The sequence below is a fragment of the Subsaximicrobium wynnwilliamsii genome, from assembly GCF_007997225.1.
Lineage (GTDB): Bacteria > Bacteroidota > Bacteroidia > Flavobacteriales > Flavobacteriaceae > Psychroserpens > Psychroserpens wynnwilliamsii.
In genome coordinates this window covers 23,707-41,362 of sequence record NZ_VORM01000022.1, presented here as the reverse complement: position 1 = coordinate 41,362, position 17,656 = coordinate 23,707, and the positions used below count along the sequence as shown (strand labels likewise).

General features: G+C 39.7%; 9 protein-coding genes. All 9 read left to right on the top strand.

The annotated features are described in order from the left end of the window. The first annotated feature begins 636 nt into the window (after positions 1 to 636). The 9 genes from ESY88_RS16015 (at position 637) to ESY88_RS15975 (ending at position 17,462) form a co-directional block, all read left to right on the top strand. Complete coding sequence (locus tag ESY88_RS16015) at positions 637 to 3,813, top strand: glycoside hydrolase family 2 TIM barrel-domain containing protein (protein ID WP_189702626.1); 3,177 nt, start codon at positions 637 to 639, stop codon at positions 3,811 to 3,813. 10 nt (positions 3,814 to 3,823) lie between these two features. Next, positions 3,824 to 5,230: a CIA30 family protein gene (locus ESY88_RS16010; RefSeq protein WP_147087599.1), complete on the top strand. Its 1,407-nt coding sequence runs from the start codon at positions 3,824 to 3,826 to the stop codon at positions 5,228 to 5,230. 65 nt (positions 5,231 to 5,295) lie between these two features. Further along, entirely contained in the window at positions 5,296 to 6,120 is an 825-nt protein-coding gene (locus ESY88_RS16005; RefSeq protein WP_147087617.1) for a glycoside hydrolase family 16 protein, read from the top strand. 74 nt (positions 6,121 to 6,194) lie between these two features. Beyond that, the gene (locus ESY88_RS21740) at positions 6,195 to 8,501 is read left to right on the top strand and encodes a PKD domain-containing protein (protein ID WP_147087598.1); all 2,307 of its coding nucleotides are present in this window, start codon (positions 6,195 to 6,197) and stop codon (positions 8,499 to 8,501) included. Positions 8,502 to 8,602: 101 nt separating this feature from the next. Beyond that, a complete protein-coding gene (locus tag ESY88_RS15995) occupies positions 8,603 to 12,049 on the top strand; it encodes a hypothetical protein (protein WP_147087597.1) in 3,447 nt (1,148 codons plus the stop codon). Positions 12,050 to 12,106: 57 nt separating this feature from the next. Then, complete coding sequence (locus ESY88_RS15990) at positions 12,107 to 13,405, top strand: glycosyl hydrolase family 17 protein (protein ID WP_223270856.1); 1,299 nt, start codon at positions 12,107 to 12,109, stop codon at positions 13,403 to 13,405. A gap of 72 nt (positions 13,406 to 13,477) precedes the next feature. Continuing rightward, a complete protein-coding gene (locus ESY88_RS15985) occupies positions 13,478 to 14,983 on the top strand; it encodes a glycoside hydrolase family 30 protein (RefSeq protein WP_189702625.1) in 1,506 nt (501 codons plus the stop codon). A 38-nt stretch (positions 14,984 to 15,021) separates the two neighbouring features. Continuing rightward, entirely contained in the window at positions 15,022 to 16,530 is a 1,509-nt protein-coding gene (locus ESY88_RS15980) for an MFS transporter (RefSeq protein ID WP_147087596.1), read from the top strand. Positions 16,531 to 16,553: 23 nt separating this feature from the next. Further along, positions 16,554 to 17,462 carry a glycoside hydrolase family 17 protein gene (locus ESY88_RS15975; protein WP_147087595.1) on the top strand — a complete coding sequence of 303 codons (909 nt, stop codon included), beginning with the start codon at positions 16,554 to 16,556 and terminating at the stop codon, positions 17,460 to 17,462. The last annotated feature ends 194 nt before the right edge of the window (positions 17,463 to 17,656 follow it).

Here is a 17,656-nt window from a genome sequence, read left to right as displayed (position 1 = left end):
TTTATGAAAACGTATAGGTTGTTTGAAGCACTTGGTCTTTGGCCGCGCTTGACAAGAACAAAGAACTTTTGAATAGTATTAAAGAGAAGTTGAAGAAGATAAAATCCATACAGCCTATACTTTTACCCAACGATTTAAAGCCATGTGCCTATTTGAGATAAACTTAGAGAACAAGAGAAATTGCGCCAATATTGCACGTATCCCGCGCAGTGTGCAGGTCAGCCGCTATCGATTGCGGAAAAACAAATGAATATATCTCATGAGCCCAGTCTCACGAATTGCATTTTAGATATTGAGCGACCATATAGCGACTATTCTTACCTATTCAAAACCCATACATTTGTTTTTTTTCAATCAATTATAAGCGCATCGTGTTAATTATAGATTTGTCATAATGCTAAGAAAGAGGACTGTTTATTGATTATTTCGTAAATTATCAAGTCCTTTTTTGTGTTGTGTATTTATTGTTTGGGTGTAATTTGCTATATTAACACAACTTAACATTAAGTTAATATCCCCTGATGGCATACCTACTTTAAGTTGACTAGGTCAATTATTTAATAGGGATTGGATTCAAGTCATAAAAAGGAGTGTTTATCAGTCCACCAACAAATTAACATTTTAACTTTTCTTTGAATGAATAAGACAATTAAAAAGCAAGGCCTCATACTCATGATCTTCTTGTTTTCGGCAACAGTTTTCGCCCAAGCCGATATGGTTTGTGTTAGCAATGACCAAGATGGGATGATACTCGTTGTCAATGGAGAGGAATTTATAATTAATGGTATGAACTGGGATTACATTCCAATTGGAACCAATACGGTTGACGCTAATTTCTGGAAAAAATCTGATGAAATTATAAAAGCTGGGCTGGATTCTGAGATGTCTTTGCTTAAAAACATGGGCGTAAACGTGATTAGACAATATACAGGTGTTCCAGCAAGATGGATTGAATACATCTACAAGAATTACGGCATCTATACCATGTTAAATCATTCCTTCGGTAGGTATGGTCTCACTTTAGATGGCGTTTGGACGCCCGTCACTATTTATGATGATAAGGCAACTCAAGAGCATTTGATGGATGAAGTGACCAATTTGGTTAACGACTATAAAGATACACCTGGGCTTTTACTTTACCTCTTAGGTAATGAAAATAACTATGGTCTTTTTTGGCAGGGGGCAGAAACTGAAGACTTTCCCGACGATGAGGAAGAAAAGAATTTCATCGGTGAGAAACGAGGTCGTCCCATGTATAAATTAATGAATGACGCGGCAAAAGCAATGAAATCTATTGATACTTCACACCCCGTGGCGATCTGTAATGGTGATGTGCTTTTTATAGACATCGTGGCAGAAGAGTGTGAAGACGTCGATATTTACGGAACCAATACCTATAGAGGTGCGTCATTTACAGACATGTTTGATGTTGTTAAAGAAAAACTGGATATGCCGCTATTGTTTACCGAGTTTGGGGCAGATGCTTTTAATGCAAAAGAAAACAGGGAAGATCAAAAAGCGCAAGCCTATTACATGGTTGAAAATTGGAAAGAGATCTACCAACATGCGGCTGGACTAGGAAAAACGGGTATATCTATTGGGGGCTTTACATTTCAATTTAGTGACGGTTGGTGGAAATATGGATTTGATGATAGGGAAAATGCAGATGTACATGATAATAATGCGTCATGGACCAATGGCGGATATGATATAGATTTAGCTCCTGGTCAGAATAATATGAATGAGGAATGGTTTGGTATCTGCGCCAAAGGGCCAACCAACGAACGTGGTTTGTACGAATTGTATCCGAGAGCGGCTTATTATGCATTGAAAGAAGCACATAAGCTAAACCCTTATGATGAAAACATGACCGGCGATTTCGTTACCAATTATTTCAATAATATCCAATTGATGGATGCCGTTTTAAAGGCAAGAGGTGACAAGGCTGCACTTGGGGGAAATGATCAAAAAATTAGACTTAGTCAATTAACAGCGCGATTCACTACGTTTAGTACGGGTGGTAGTCTTATCACAACCCCAGAGAATCCAGAACCAGACGGTAATGTATTCCCAAATCAATTGGGCTTTGATAACATGCAATCTTATTTCATTGGTGTGGAGGGAAATCCTGCGCCAAATGTTAGAGCTGAGGTCAATTTTAACGTTGTTGGTAATGTAGCCCAAAATCCCATAGATGAAATTTTTTATGAGAATAGGTCTAGACCATTAACAGTTAATTCAGATGATGGCGATGTCATCTTGGGAGATATCAATAAGATAAATGTTTACCAAGCGGAATTTGAATGGAACGCCAAAGATTTCGATTTAAGAGGGTTTTATAGAACAGGTCATTACCATTGGGGCTATGAAGGCGACTTTTTCGGCTTATATCCTGAAGCGAACTATGGTCCTAATTTAGATATTTATGGTGGAGAAATCCTTGGTTTGGAGATTGATGGAAAAGGAGCTGCAAAAGGATTGAAAGCAGCATTTGGCCCCCAATTATGGTGGGGAGCCAATCCAACCATGTTATTTAAATATCAGAAAAAATTGGGTAATTATGCCCTTACTGGGATTTATAACAGAGATGTTGAGACTCAATTACAAATTGATGCCAATGGTCGTCGTATTTTAGACCAAAATCAAGTACGAAGTGGTATAATTCCAGCATATCCAACAGAGAGAGCTACAATTGCTGTAGAGCGAGAGATTGGGAAATTTGGACTAACCCTAGGAGGTATTTGGAGTGGTAAACCATTAAATGGAAGTTCTTTTCAAAACGTCAAGGATGGCGTTGTGTACGTTGATAAGGTTGAAAGTAATGATAACTGGGGAGGCAAAGCAAAAATAACTTACGAGGGAGGAAAATTTAATTGGTACGCCCAGGGTGCCATTATGGGCTTAGTTGCGAACGGAGGTGCAGATGCTACCCAAACATTTACAGGTTGGAGATTGAAAGATTCTGGAAGCGGAAACCTAAATAATTTCTTAACGGGATTTACCTATTCATTCTCCAATTTTCAAATTGCCCCAAACTTTATGTGGCAAGCTCCGCTTGTTGATCCAATGCCTAATGGGGTCAATGCTCCGGGGAGACTGAGAAATGTGATTGATGACCCCTTTGCTGTAAGAGGTGGTAATAGAGAAACAACAGCAGGTGAGATTCTTTTTACTTTCGATCCCACGCCAGGGACTTGGATGTACCAATGGGATAATGATCGTGCTGAAGACGCAGAGTTCGCAATGAATTTAGGCTTTGTTTTCCGTCACCTTCCAACAACACAAGATGGGGCAATCGGTTTTCTGGCCAATCGAACATTTTTTGCTTTTGCAAATTCTGCTCCTGCTGAAGATTTATGGGAGATACATTCTAGAATGGTCTCTAAACTAACCCCAGATTTAGGAATTATAGGTAATTTCTACTACGGAAACGGGCAGGCAAATGGTGATAGTCAGCGATTGATCAGGCGCTTTGGTGGAGATGTAAGAGCGATATACAAGAAAATGAAAGTGGAAACACACGTAAAAATAAATGATTGGGGACCTTTTGATTATCATCGTGATTTCAACTTAACCTTCCCACTACAACTTATGTTTGATTTTTCCACATCCTTAGGAAAGCCAGATTGGTTTGTTTTGCCCAGTACAACGATTGGTTTAAGAGGGACTTGGCGTTCATTGAATGAATTTTCGCCACGATACTCTCCAACTCTGGCACCAGAATTTGGCGTTCCACCATTAAGTCCGGTTGGCTTCCCAAATGGCGATGAGTGGGAAATTAGAACCTATGTGCATATCAATATTGGAAAATAAATAAAAAGCCATGACTAAAATAAATAACGTGTTCTCAAAAAATCATTGGGCAGTATTATTGCTATTTTTTGCAATAACCAGTTGTGAAAGGGAGCTAAGCGATGAGGCTGTCTTTGCTGAATTCCCGGCTAATGGCGACGTATTTACCGACGCATTCTCTGCTGGCTTAGACTACTTTCCTTTTGTAGGGGAAGGGGCAGATCCCGAAGCGTTTAGTGTGGTTACCGATGAGGTTTTTGAGGGAAACGCTGCCATGCGATTTGACGTCCCTTCGTTTGGTAATGGTTTTGTGGGTGCCACCTTCAATACAACCGTTAAAAGAAACCTCACGGGCTATGATGCACTTACATTTTATGCTAAGGCATCACAAGCTGCAACGTTGAATGATGTAGGATTTGGTATTGACGGAGATATAAATAATAAATATCTAACGACCTTAAGCGGACTAGAAATAAGTACTAATTGGAAAAAATACGTGATTCCTATCCCAGATGCGTCTAAGCTTATTGGTGAAGCTGGCTTGTTTTGGCTGGCAGAGGGTGCATCCTTTGATGGCGATGAAGGCGGATACACCTTATGGTTTGATGAGGTGAGGTTTGAAAATTTAGGAACGATTGCTCAGTCAGATCCCGCAATATTTTCAGGACAAGATTTAACCCAACAAAGCTTTACGGACTCTTCGATAATAATTAGCGGTCTTACACAAACTTATAATTTGGCTTCAGGAATCAATCAAACGGTTACAACAGCACCGTCATATTTCACTTTTAGTTCTTCAGATACAGGAGTTGCTATCGTAGATGAATTAGGTGTTATTTCTGTGATAGGAGAAGGAACCGCATTAATAACGGCTATTATTGATGGCGTGGAAGCGAGAGGTTCTATACAAATTAATGCTACAGGAGGTCTCCAATCTGCTCCGGCTCCCACTTTACCGCAAGCAAACGTAAAATCTATATTTAGCGATGCTTATACCAATGCTACTGAAATTGATTTTGCACCTGGATTTGGCGGTTCTACAACAGAGACAGCTTTAGTAGGTGGTGCAGGCGATTCTTTTTTATCATATGCTAACAATAATTTTACGGGAATAATTTTCAATGATACGGTTGATGCATCTGCATTGACTTTTATGCATATCGATGTTTACGTTCAAGAAGCAGGAACTGAGGTAGGAATTCAAATTAGGGATATTGGTGCCAATCAAGAGATAGAAACCAATCAATTTACAGGTTTTCCAGATGGTGATGATAAAGATTACAGAACAGATTTGACCAATTTAAGTGTTGGTCAATGGACGTCTTTTGAGATACCGCTAGCTGGTGGTATTGCGAATCAAAAAAATAATTTAGGAGCAATAATTATAACCGGTGGCCCTAATTTCATTTTGGATAACATCTACTTCTATACAGAATAAAGAAACCATGATATATGTCTGAAATAAAAGTAACTATGAAACATAATCATTTATATAAATCAAAAATGAAATCAATTTTTACAGGATGCATTGCGATCATTTCCATAGGTCTTTTGTCCAATTGTTCTTCAGATGATACCCAAACAGTGACCACCTTTGATACGTTGATCATCGAGGATAATTTTGATATTGATGGCGCACCAGATCCAAACCTTTGGGGTTTTGATATTGGTGATGGCTCAGATCAAGGTCTGGATAGATGGGGTAATAATGAATTACAGTATTATACAGATAGAACCGAAAATGTAAAAGTAGAAAACGGCTTCCTTTTAATCACTGCAAGGCAAGAGGATTTTCAGGGTTCAAATTACACTTCGGCCCGTTTGGTAACCAAGGGTAAATTCGATCAAAAATACGGTCGCTTTGAAGCCCGCATGCGCTTGCCTTATGGCAGAGGTATGTGGCCGGCATTCTGGATGTTGGGCGACGATAATGATGGCGTTGATGTTTGGCCTCAAATTGGTGAGATCGATATCATGGAAAACCGTGGCCAAGAGCCAACCATAATCACGGGTAGTGTTCACGGTCCAGGATATTCAGCGGGTAATGCGGTATCAAAATCGTTTATACTTGATGGCGCTAGGTTTGATACTGATTTTCACGTATTTGGTATCGAATGGGGTCCTAATTATATTAACTATTATGTTGACAATAAGCTTTATAATCAAATAACTCCAGCCGATGTTGATGGCGAATGGGTTTTTAACGACCGTCCATTCTATATGCTTCTCAACCTGGCTATAGGTGGCAGTTATGTAGGCAATCCAAATGATGAAACCAATTTTCCACAAACAATGCTGGTGGATTATGTTCGCGTATACCAAAAATAAAATTTAATCAATCACTAAGTATTGCGTCGTTAGTTTAACATCAATGTTTCCAACAGCAAAAAAAATCAAAGAAGATGAAAAACATAATTAAGGGAATTAAAATAGTCTTTATGCTCTCATTGGCATTCAGCTTTTCAGGCTGTGACGATGATGATGAAAATTTGCCAAAGATTGAAGCTTTATTTACGCATACCATAAACCAAGAAGCGGGGGTAGTTACCTTTATAAATGCGTCTAGCAACGCAGATTCGTATTCTTGGGACTTTGGCGATGGAACGGCATCCACAGAAAATAATCCAACAAAAATATATACCTCTGGTGTTTATACAATTGTGCTCACGGCAAAAAACGTTGCTGGTGCCACAGATACATTTGAGGATACAATAACCATCCAAATTCCAGAAGATATTGCCCTTCCAATTACTTTTGATGATCCCTTGGTTGCCTATGATGCAACTACTTTTGAAGGGACATCCTTTGCAGTTGTTGAAAACCCTGATGCATCGGGAGCAAATGACCTGGTATCAAACGTTGGTGCAATTACAAATAGCGGAGCAGTGTTCGAGGGTCTCTTTTTTGACCTCGGCTTGCCTTTAGATTTATCAACAGATAAATCTGTGACAATGAAGTTCTGGTCACAAATACCAATTAACGTTCTTGTAAAACTTGAGGCAGGTAATGGTGTAGATGTTGAAACTACGGCAAGCCACGGCGGCTCAGGGTGGGAAGACATTTACTTTACCTTCGATTCGGCGGTGAGTTATTCAAAATTCACCATGTTTGTTGATGGTTCAGGAACTACCGCAGGGGCTTTTTATATGGATGATGTTGAGCAATTGAACTCTGACGACGTACCCTGTTTAATTACAGAGTTAGCGCTGCCATTTGATTTTGATTGTGAAAGTATAGATTACAGCACCAAAATAACTGGTGACGTTTCATTTGCAGTAGTTGATAACCCAGAGCTTTCGGGTATAAACGATCAGTTAACTAAAGTTGGTCAAATTACCAATGTGGGGAACCAATTTGAAAATGCGTTTTTCAATTTAGATACGCCAATTGATTTTGCTACAGATAAAGGTGTGAGATTTAAACTATTTTCAAACCAAGCATTACCTGTGTTATTAAAATTTGAGGATGGTACAGACGTTGACGTTGAGGATACAGAAATGCACGGCGGCACTGGCTGGGAAGAATTGACTTTTACGCTCAACTCATCAGCAAGTTATAATGATATGATTTTATTTGTTGATGGTGCTGGTAATGCTGTAGGTACTTTTTATGTTGATGATTTTGAACAGGTATTTGTCAATCTCGGTACCCCATGTACTCCTGAAGTCTCTCAATCACTAAATGCGGCAGACTTTAATTTAACATTCTTAAACGACCCAACGGCAAGTATAACTTCAGATGGTGCTGGATTTGCTTGGATTGATAATCCAGATTTTGACAACACGGTCAACACGTCGTGTAAAGTGGGTCAAATCGATAGAACTAGTGCGGCTCAGTTCGCTAATAACCAGATTACTTTGGACGCAAAATTAGATTTCAATACAAATTCAGGCTTTAAACTGAAAGTATGGTCGTCAACCTCAGAAACACCGGTCTTGCTAAAATTGGAAGATCAAAATGATGCTGGGATTTTTAAAGAAGTACCTGTGACCACATCGGCAGGAAGTGCAATGCAATGGGAAGAATTGACCTTTAATTTCGCTGCTGGAGATTCTAACAAGTATGATAAAATTGTGTTATTCTTTGCATTGGGAACCTCTACTGAAGCCATCTACTACATTGATGATTTAGCGCTATTTAGCGATGGAGGAGGCAGCACTGGCGGCGGTGGATGTGATGGGGATGCCGTTGCAGCAACTTCACTGCCTGTTGATTTCGAGGATTGTGAATCTTTTATCAGTACGTTTTCAAGTGTTGAGAGCAATCCCGTTTTAACAAGTTTGGTAGATAATCCTGCGTCGTCGGGCATCAACACTTCAGATTATGTATTGCGAATTACCAAGCCTAGTGGGATAAACCGCTGGGGAGGTATCCAAAACTCTTTTCCCGCAGGTACGATAGATTTCACCACACAAACCTTTAAAGTAAAAGTGTACTCGAGTTATTCGGATGTGACTTATAGATTCGAATTGGCCTTAGATCCGCAAACAACTCCGGTAACAGGTAATCCTGCACCACAATTCCGTCAGGTTTCTGGAGGCGCGAATGAATGGGTAGAGATTGAGTTCACTTTCATTAATCTACCACCATCGGGATCACCTACAACTTATAATCAATTAGTCATTAAACCAGACAATCCAGATGGGACAGACGGAGACGTCACAACAGAAGAGCGTGTGTATTATATTGATGATTTGAGATTGGATTAAATAGTGCAAAAGTAATGCAAGCGAAAGGTCGGGACGTACTCGACCATTTTCAAGCCATTCTCGTAAGGAATAAAAACTAAATAAAATTAAGTCATAGTGTAATGAAACAAGAAATTCAAGACAAAAAGCCAGTTGAATTAAAAAACGTCAAAATTGATGGTCAATCTTATTTTAAGATAACCAATCATGATGAAATGCGACCCTTTTTTATGAGTATTGTAAGTGATGCAAATCATTGGTTGTTTGTGTCTAGTAATGGCGGTATTACTGCTGGTCGCAAGAACAGCGAGTATGCCTTATTTCCCTATTATACAGATGATAAAATTACAGAGTCCGTTGAGGTCACTGGCAGTAAATCTATATTTGCTATTGAAACCAAAGAAGGCAGAAAGACTTGGGAGCCATTTTCCATACGTAATGAAGGGCTGTATAAGATTACTAGAAATCTCTATAAAAACACCTTCGGAAATAAGGTCATCTTCGAAGAGGAAAATCACGATTTAAACCTCACCTACAGCTACCAGTGGAGCTCCAGCAATACTTATGGGTTTGTGAAGACGTCTAAACTGATCAATACTTCAGCATCAGAACAGAAGGTTTCCGTTTTGGATGGTTTACAGAATATTCTGCCGTTCGGGGTTCCTTCAGAAACACAAATGCGCGTGAGTAATCTTGTAGATGCTTATAAAAGAAGTGAACTGGTTGAGGAAGCAGGATTGGGTATTTTCGCCTTGAGTGCGATTATTGTTGATAAGGCAGAACCCAGCGAAGCGCTCAAAGCCAATGTTGCATGGTCTCTAGGTTTAGACCATGTAAAATACTTGCTGTCTTCAAAACAAGTAGCGGATTTTCGCCAAGGCAAGGCAATCACCCAAGAAACAGATATTAAGGCTGAAAAAGGAGCTTATTTCATCAACACCGAAATGAGCTTACAACCAAATGCTGAAAAAGAGTGGATGATTATTGGGAACGTTAATCAGAACCACTCGGCCATAGCAGCGCTGGTTCAAGATATAAAAAGCAATAAACAACTAGCCGCTAATGTTAGGTCCGACATAGAAAAAGGTACCGAGAATCTGTATAAATTGAATGCAGGCGCAGATGCCTTGCAGTTAACAGCAGATAAGCTTCGCGATACCAGACATTTTGCAAACACGCTCTTCAACATTATGCGTGGTGGTATTTTTGATCACAATTACCAAATTGAAAAGTGGGACTTTAAAAATTATATTTCTAAAGCCAATCAAGAGGTCTATTCAAATGTTTCCGACGTATTAAACGATTTACCCGAGACGTTCGATTTGTCAAAATTGAAAGGGATGGCGGGCTCAAGTGATGACATGGATTTCAAACGCTTGTGTTTGGAATACATGCCCTTGAAATTCAGCAGAAGACATGGAGATCCTAGTAGGCCTTGGAATAAATTCTCTATTAATACAACGAATGAGGAGGATGGTTCAAAAATCTTGGACTACGAGGGCAACTGGCGCGATATTTTTCAGAATTGGGAGGCTTTGGCGCATGCCTACCCCGAGTTTATTGAAAGTATGATTCATAAATTTCTGAATGCAAGTACTTTTGATGGTTACAACCCTTACAGGGTCACAAAAGAAGGATTTGATTGGGAAATTATTGAGCCAGACGATCCATGGTCTTACATTGGTTACTGGGGTGACCATCAAATTATTTATCTTCTAAAATTTCTCGAATTCATTGAAAGTCATGAGCCAGGCAAGTTGGAGTCCTATTTCAACAGGTCCTTATTTGTTTATGCCAATGTGCCTTACAGAATAAAACCGTATCAAGAGATTTTGAAAAATCCAAAAGATACGATTGATTTTGATATGGACGCTCAAGAGCAAATCGAAGCCGATCGATTGAAATTAGGTGCAGATGGCGCACTATTGAAATCTAAGGAAAATACCATCTATAAGGTTAATTTCATTGAGAAATTATTGGCTACGGTTTTAGCAAAACTATCCAACTTTATACCTGAAGCTGGCATCTGGTTAAATACCCAAAGACCAGAGTGGAACGATGCCAATAATGCATTAGTAGGCAACGGTGTCTCTATGGTCACCTTATATTACTTAAGGCGTTTTCTTCACTATTTCGAAGGCATTTTAGCAAAGGCCGATGTTCAGGAAGTCCACATTTCCGAAGAATTATTGATATTTTTCAACGGGGTGTACGCTGCGTTCAAAAATCACGAGTCATTGCTAAACGCTGCTTTTAATGATACGCAGCGTAAGGCGGTTCTAGATCAACTGGGCGCTAGTGCAAGCGATTACCGAATGGCAATCTATAAAGATGGATTTTCTGGCAAAAAGCAATCCCTCAAGTTGGACGAACTTAGCGCGTTAGTAATGATCAGCTTAAAGTATTTAGAGCATAGCATCGATGCCAATCAAAGGGAAGATAAGTTATATCACGCCTATAATTTGATGACGGTAGAATCTGAGCAGAGCATTTCCATATCGCATTTAGAGGAAATGCTGGAAGGTCAGGTTGCGGCCTTGAGTTCTGGGTATTTAGATTCTAAAACCTGTTTGGACGTATTGGATGCGATGAAAAGCAGCAAACTATTTAGGGAAGATCAATACAGTTATTTACTTTATCCCAATAAGGGGTTGCCTGGGTTTATGGTAAAGAATACCATTCCTAAAGAGGCTGTTGATCAATCTCAACTCATAAAAAAACTTGACGAAAAGGGGAACACCTCAATTGTCGAGAAGGATGTGAATGGCGATTTTCACTTTAACGGAAACTTTAATAATGCAGACAGCCTGAAGAAGGCGCTCTCCAAATTGAAATCAACCGAATTCAAGGAGTTAGCCGAACAAGAAACGCAATTGCTTCTAACCACTTTTGAAAAAGTCTTTAACCATAAGGCATTTACAGGACGGTCGGGAACCTTCTATGGCTATGAAGGATTAGGTTCTATTTATTGGCATATGGTTTCCAAATTACAATATGCTGTTCAAGAGGTTTGTCTGCGGGCTATTAGAGAGAAACAGAGCGATGCCGTGGTTGGCTCACTTTTAGAGCACTACTACGAAATCAATGAAGGTATCGGTGTCCATAAATCTCCTGAATTATATGGTGCTTTTCCTACAGATCCTTATTCGCACACGCCTGCTGGTAAAGGAGCGCAACAGCCAGGGATGACTGGTCAGGTTAAAGAGGATATTTTATCAAGAATTGGGGAGCTGGGCGTTTTTGTTAATGAGGGCAAACTAAACTTCAATCCTTGCTTATTGAGAACAAATGAGTTTTTAACATCGTCTAGAGTCTATAGCTACATAGATGTTGCTCAAAATACTAATGAAATAAAATTGAATGCCCACATGTTGGCTTTTACCTACTGCCAAGTCCCAATAATTTATCATCTCGGCAATAAAATAGGTATTGAGCTTGTGCTTGTTGATGGAGCATCCAAAACATATGACAGCCTCAGTTTAGATGAAGTTATGAGTTCACACATTTTCAAAAGAAATCATAAGGTCAAACAGGTCAATGTTTATGTTACGGAAGGTATTTGTAATTAAGCCTAAAGCTGACTTCAACAAATGTCAATCGTGTTTCGGTGAAAAAATAAAATAAAAATGAAGTATTTAAAATTATCAATTATTGGTCTCATGGCAATGCTTTGCTGCCTATCGTGCAAAGAAGATGCTAAAGAGCAAAATCAATCGGAAACAGTGAAAGAACAAGAAAATTTAACGGCTAAGGAGATTTTGGGTAATCCTGATTATCCTGCCATCTCATTTGGCGCTTATAGAGAGAAGTCTTTAGATATTGAGCCTACATTGGAAGAACTCAAAGAGGACATGAAATTATTGTCTGCTATGGGCATCAAAATCATACGTAATTACAAAGTGCATCTTCCTGAGGCCACCAATATCTTAAAAGCCATTAGCGCCTTGAAAAAAGAGGATCCAGACTTTGAGATGTATGTGATGCTTGGTGCTTGGATAGATTGTAAAAATGCGTGGACAGATAAGCCGGTAGATCACAATGTTGAAAGTGAGGCCAATAAGCCTCAAATTGAAAAAGCGGTTGCATTGGCCAACGAATATCCAGACATAGTTAAAGTCATTGCGGTGGGCAACGAAGCTATGGTTAAATGGGCCGAAACCTATTACGTGCAGCCAAGCGTTATTTTAAAATGGGTCAACCATTTGCAAGGTCTTAAAAAGGAGAATAAGCTACCCAAGGATTTATGGATTACAAGTTCAGATAATTTTGCCTCTTGGGGCGGGGGAGATCCTTTATATCATACCGAAGATTTAAATAAACTCATCCATGCGGTCGATTATATTTCGATGCATACCTATCCTATGCATGATACGCATTACAATCCCTCATTTTGGGGAGTGCCCAAATCTGAAATGCGCTTATCTGATGAGCAAAAAATTGAAGCCGCTATGTTACGTGCTAAAAATTATGCCATTTCACAATACAATGGCGTAAAGAATTACATGGAAAGTCTCGGTGTCAATAAGCCCATTCATATAGGCGAAACCGGTTGGGCATCAAGTTCCAACGGCTTGTATGGCCCCAACGGCTCTAAAGCTTGTGACGAATATAAAGAGGCCCTCTATTACCAACACATGAGAGATTGGACGGATAGTGCGGGCTTGTCCTGTTTCTATTTTGAGGCCTTTGATGAACAATGGAAAGATGCAGAAAATCCAGGCGGCTCAGAAAATCATTTTGGACTTTTCAAAATCAACGGTCAAGCAAAATACGTGCTTTGGGATTTGGTAGACAAGGGCAGCTTTGAAGGATTAACAAGAAATGGCAATCCCATAGTTAAGACCCATGGCGGGAATAAACAGGAGCTAATGAAGACTGTTTTGGTACCACCTACGGCTCAAGAAATAGCAGCACGCTTGCATTAGGCATTTATAAGGTCAAGTTACACACCAAGACAAATGCTCGGTAAAAGACCGCCGAATTAAATTTAAAGACGCATGAAACTATCAAAACCTTTTATTTCTATTCTTGTTTTACTGGTCATTACAAATTGTAAGCAGGATTCTAAAACCGAACCAAATAAAATGAAATTCGAAGTATATGAAACTTCTGAAAGCGGAAAAAAACTTGAAAAAGTAACCCATTTTTCTTCGGAAGGGGATGCAGTTTCCATCAAATTGAACCCCAAGCAAAAATTTCAGACCATAACAGGTTTTGGTGGTTCCTTTACGGAAGCTTCAGCGTATTTGCTTAATCAACTATCAGAAGCTAAGCGCAACGAAGTATTAGAAGCCTATTTTGGCAATGATGGCGCGAAATATTCCTTGACCAGAACCCATATGAATTCTTGTGATTTTTCCTTGTCTAATTATTCGTATGCACCCATTGAAGGAGATGTCAACCTAGAGCATTTTTCCGTAGAAGAAGACCGTGAAGATCTTATTCCGATGATAAAAGATGCCATGGCAATTTCTGAAGATGGCTTTAAAATTTTGACTTCGCCATGGACGGCGCCACCCTGGATGAAAGATAACAACAGTTATGTTGGCGGAAAGCTATTGCCAAAGTATTATGACACTTGGGCCTTATTTTTTTCAAAATATTTAGAGGCCTATAAAGCGGAAGGCATTGATGTTTGGGGCTTTACCGTAGAGAATGAGCCTTTGGGAAATTCGAATAACTGGGAGAGTATGCACTTTACCGCGGAAGAAATGACTGATTTCGTCCAGAATCATTTAGGACCAAAATTAGAAGAAGATGGGCATGATGCTAAGATTTTAGGCTATGATCAAAACCGTGGCGAAGAGCTAAACCATTGGGTCGATGTGATGTATGCCAATGAAGCGTCCTCAAAACACTATGATGGTACTGCCGTGCATTGGTATGCAAGCACTTATGATGTTTTTCCAGAATCTTTAGAATATGCGCATAATAAAGCGCCTAATAAATACCTCATTCAATCGGAAGGCTGTGTGGATTCCGAAGTCCCAAAATGGAAAGACGACCAATGGTACTGGTCAAAAGAAGCGACAGATTGGGGCTGGGATTGGGCAACGGCAGAAAACAAACATTTGCATCCAAAATATGCACCAGTAAATCGCTATGCCAGGGATATTATTGGTTGCCTCAACAATTGGGTAGACGGCTGGATTGATTGGAATATGGTGCTCAACAAACAAGGCGGTCCAAATTGGTTTGAAAACTGGTGCGTGGCGCCGGTGATTGTAGATCCCCAAACTGATGAGGTCTATTATACGCCTCTATTTTACACGATGTCCCATTTCAGTAGATTCATAAGACCAGGAGCAGTGAGGATTGGGATAGAAAATTCTGATGATGAGCTCATGGCCACAGCTGTTAAAAACCCTGATGGATCATACGTTGTTGTTGCATTTAACGAGACGGACACTCCTAAACAAATTGAGCTCACTCTGGAGGATCAAACCATAGGCTTACAAATAAGTCAAAGGGCAATTCAAACCATAGTAATCCCGAATAAATAGCGGCACACCGCCATCCTCACAAACTAAATTATGATTAAATGAAAAAAGAAGTAACGCCGCTACCAGATAGAGTGCCAATAGGTCAAAAACTCTCTTTTGGCGCTGGGCATTTGGTTCTCAATTTATTGCCAGGATCTTTGGGGATATTTATGTTCTTTTTATTAACTGCGTTTGGCATGGACCCCTTTTTAGCAGGTTTGCTGGGCGGGCTTCCTAGAATATTTGATGCCATTACAGATCCAATCATGGGTTTCATATCAGACAATACCAACTCTCGTTTTGGGCGCAGAAGACCCTATATTTTTGTGGGGGCTATTTTGAGCGGTATTTTATTTGCCGTACTATGGCAACTAGACCCAGACAACTCCCAAAACTATAATTTTTGGTATTTTTTAATCCTGTCGATGGTGTTTTTAATAGGTAATACCATGTTTGCGACACCTCTAATTGGGTTGGGTTACGAAATGACCTCAGACTACAATGAGCGCACGAGACTTATGGCTTTTTCTCAAATACTTGGTCAAATTGCTTGGATGATCGTGCCTTGGTTCTGGGTCATTATTGCGTCACCCGATATGTTGCCAATTACAGCGGAAGAAACTGCAAGGATTGCACAATTGGGACTAGGGACTGAAGAAGCCGCTAAGATGACTTTGCAGTCACTTCAAGCCAATGGCGTTCGTAAACTATCTGTTATTGTAGGCTTGATATGTATTGTGCTTGGGCTCTTGCCTGCGATTTTTTGTAGGGGCATCGATTCAGCTCGTATGGAGAATAGAAAGAAAATCACCTTAAAAACGCTTTTTTCAAACATTAAGGATTTAGGGGAAGGGATTAAGCAGGTTTCAAAAAGCAAACCGTTTGTGAAATTATGTGGCGCCACATTTTTAGTGTTTAATGGGTTTCAACTCGTAGCATCGTTTAGCTTTTTTATCATAGTGTTTTATATGTTTAATGGTGATTATGCTGCGGCAGGAAATTGGCCAGCCTGGTTCTCTACCATAACAGCTGTGGTAACGGCCTTTTTGGTAATTCCAATAATTTCATGGATGTCTGATCGTTGGGGTAAAAGAACAGCTTTTGTGGTTTCCACTTTCATTTCGATTATTGGATATATTTTAAAGTGGTGGGGCTTTGATCCAGACAACCCTTGGTTAATCTTTATGCCAATTCCCTTTATGGCTTTTGGCCTTGGTGGTTTGTTTACGTTGATGATGAGTATGACCGCAGATGTTTGTGATCTTGATGAATTAGAAAATGGGATGCCGCGCAAAGAGGGTACCTTCGGTGCGATTTACTGGTGGATGGTCAAATTAGGCCAGGCGCTTGCACTAGTATTGGGCGGCCTGGTGCTTAAATTGGTGGGTTTCAATCAAGATGCTATAACTCAAACGGCCGATACAATGACGAATCTTAGAATTGCAGATATTTTGATACCCTCTATCACCGCTGGGATCGCAATCGTAGTGATGTGGAAGTATAGTCTTAATGAGGAAAGAGCCAAAGAGATCAAAACAGAATTAGTTAAACGACGCGGAAAACTTTAATATTCAATTTCAAATAAAATACAATGTCCTATAGAAGAGCCAACGATTATGTCTTAAAGCATGCAGATTATTCAGAACAAGTAGGTGTAGATTATAGCAACTACTCAGAAGATAAGCTTAAAGACCTATGGAGAACTACGATTAAAAACGGCATGCACGGTCTGTGCTTCAGCATGTATGAGGATGGGCAAACGCCAGGCAATATTATTACAGAAGTACAAGTTGAACGACGCATAAAAATAATAAAACCATATACCCAATGGGTAAGATCCTTTTCTTGTATAGAGGGGAATGAGCACATTCCTAGGATAGCGAAACGTCAGGGTATGAAAACCTTGGTTGGGGCATGGTTGAGCAGTGACAAGAAGGAGAACGAAAAGGAAATAAATGGTTTAATTGAGTTGGGCAAAGCCGGCGTTGTTGATATTGCGGCAGTTGGCAACGAAGTGCTTTATAGAAAAGATTTGACCCTAGAGGAATTATTAGGGTACATCAAGCGCGTAAAGCAAGCGCTTCCAGATGTAACCGTTGGTTATGTGGATGCCTACTATGAGTTTACAGTGCATCCAGAGTTGGTGGATGTGAGCGATGTGGTATTGGCCAATTGTTATCCGTATTGGGAAGGCTGCCATATTGATCATGCCCTCAGTCATATGCAACAAATGTATGGTCAAGCCATAGATGCAGGTAGAGGTAAAAAGGTAATTATTACAGAGACTGGCTGGCCTAGTCAAGGTGGAAGTTTGGATGCTGCCATGTCTTCGGAAGAAAATGCAATGAGGTATTTTATCAATACCCAAAAATGGTCAGCTAATGATAACATTGATGTTTTCTATTTTTCATCTTTTGACGAATCTTGGAAAACAGGAGATGAAGGCGATGTTGGTGCGTTTTGGGGACTCTGGGATAAACATGAAAAGTTGAAATTTTAGGTTTTATGACTGTTGTTGAATCGATTAGTCTGTATAACGGAAGCGATTCGATTATGAGCGCTAGTTGGCAAGCATTTAATAATTACTTAAGTTTTTATGCATTTTTTTCAACTCAATCGTTTGAGTAAGCAATACATTAGATGAAAATACCACAACATTAACCATACAGATTTAAAAAAAGGCCAAAATAATCA

Bases quoted from the DNA above. Each gene is read 5' to 3' on its own strand.
- ESY88_RS16015 (WP_189702626.1), top strand. From the start codon at position 637: ATGAATAAGACAATTAAAAAGCAAGGCCTCATACTCATGATCTTCTTG.
- ESY88_RS16010 (WP_147087599.1), top strand. From the start codon at position 3,824: ATGACTAAAATAAATAACGTGTTCTCAAAAAATCATTGGGCAGTATTA.
- ESY88_RS16005 (WP_147087617.1), top strand. From the start codon at position 5,296: ATGAAATCAATTTTTACAGGATGCATTGCGATCATTTCCATAGGTCTT.
- ESY88_RS21740 (WP_147087598.1), top strand. From the start codon at position 6,195: ATGAAAAACATAATTAAGGGAATTAAAATAGTCTTTATGCTCTCATTG.
- ESY88_RS15995 (WP_147087597.1), top strand. From the start codon at position 8,603: ATGAAACAAGAAATTCAAGACAAAAAGCCAGTTGAATTAAAAAACGTC.
- ESY88_RS15990 (WP_223270856.1), top strand. From the start codon at position 12,107: ATGAAGTATTTAAAATTATCAATTATTGGTCTCATGGCAATGCTTTGC.
- ESY88_RS15985 (WP_189702625.1), top strand. From the start codon at position 13,478: ATGAAACTATCAAAACCTTTTATTTCTATTCTTGTTTTACTGGTCATT.
- ESY88_RS15980 (WP_147087596.1), top strand. From the start codon at position 15,022: ATGAAAAAAGAAGTAACGCCGCTACCAGATAGAGTGCCAATAGGTCAA.
- ESY88_RS15975 (WP_147087595.1), top strand. From the start codon at position 16,554: ATGTCCTATAGAAGAGCCAACGATTATGTCTTAAAGCATGCAGATTAT.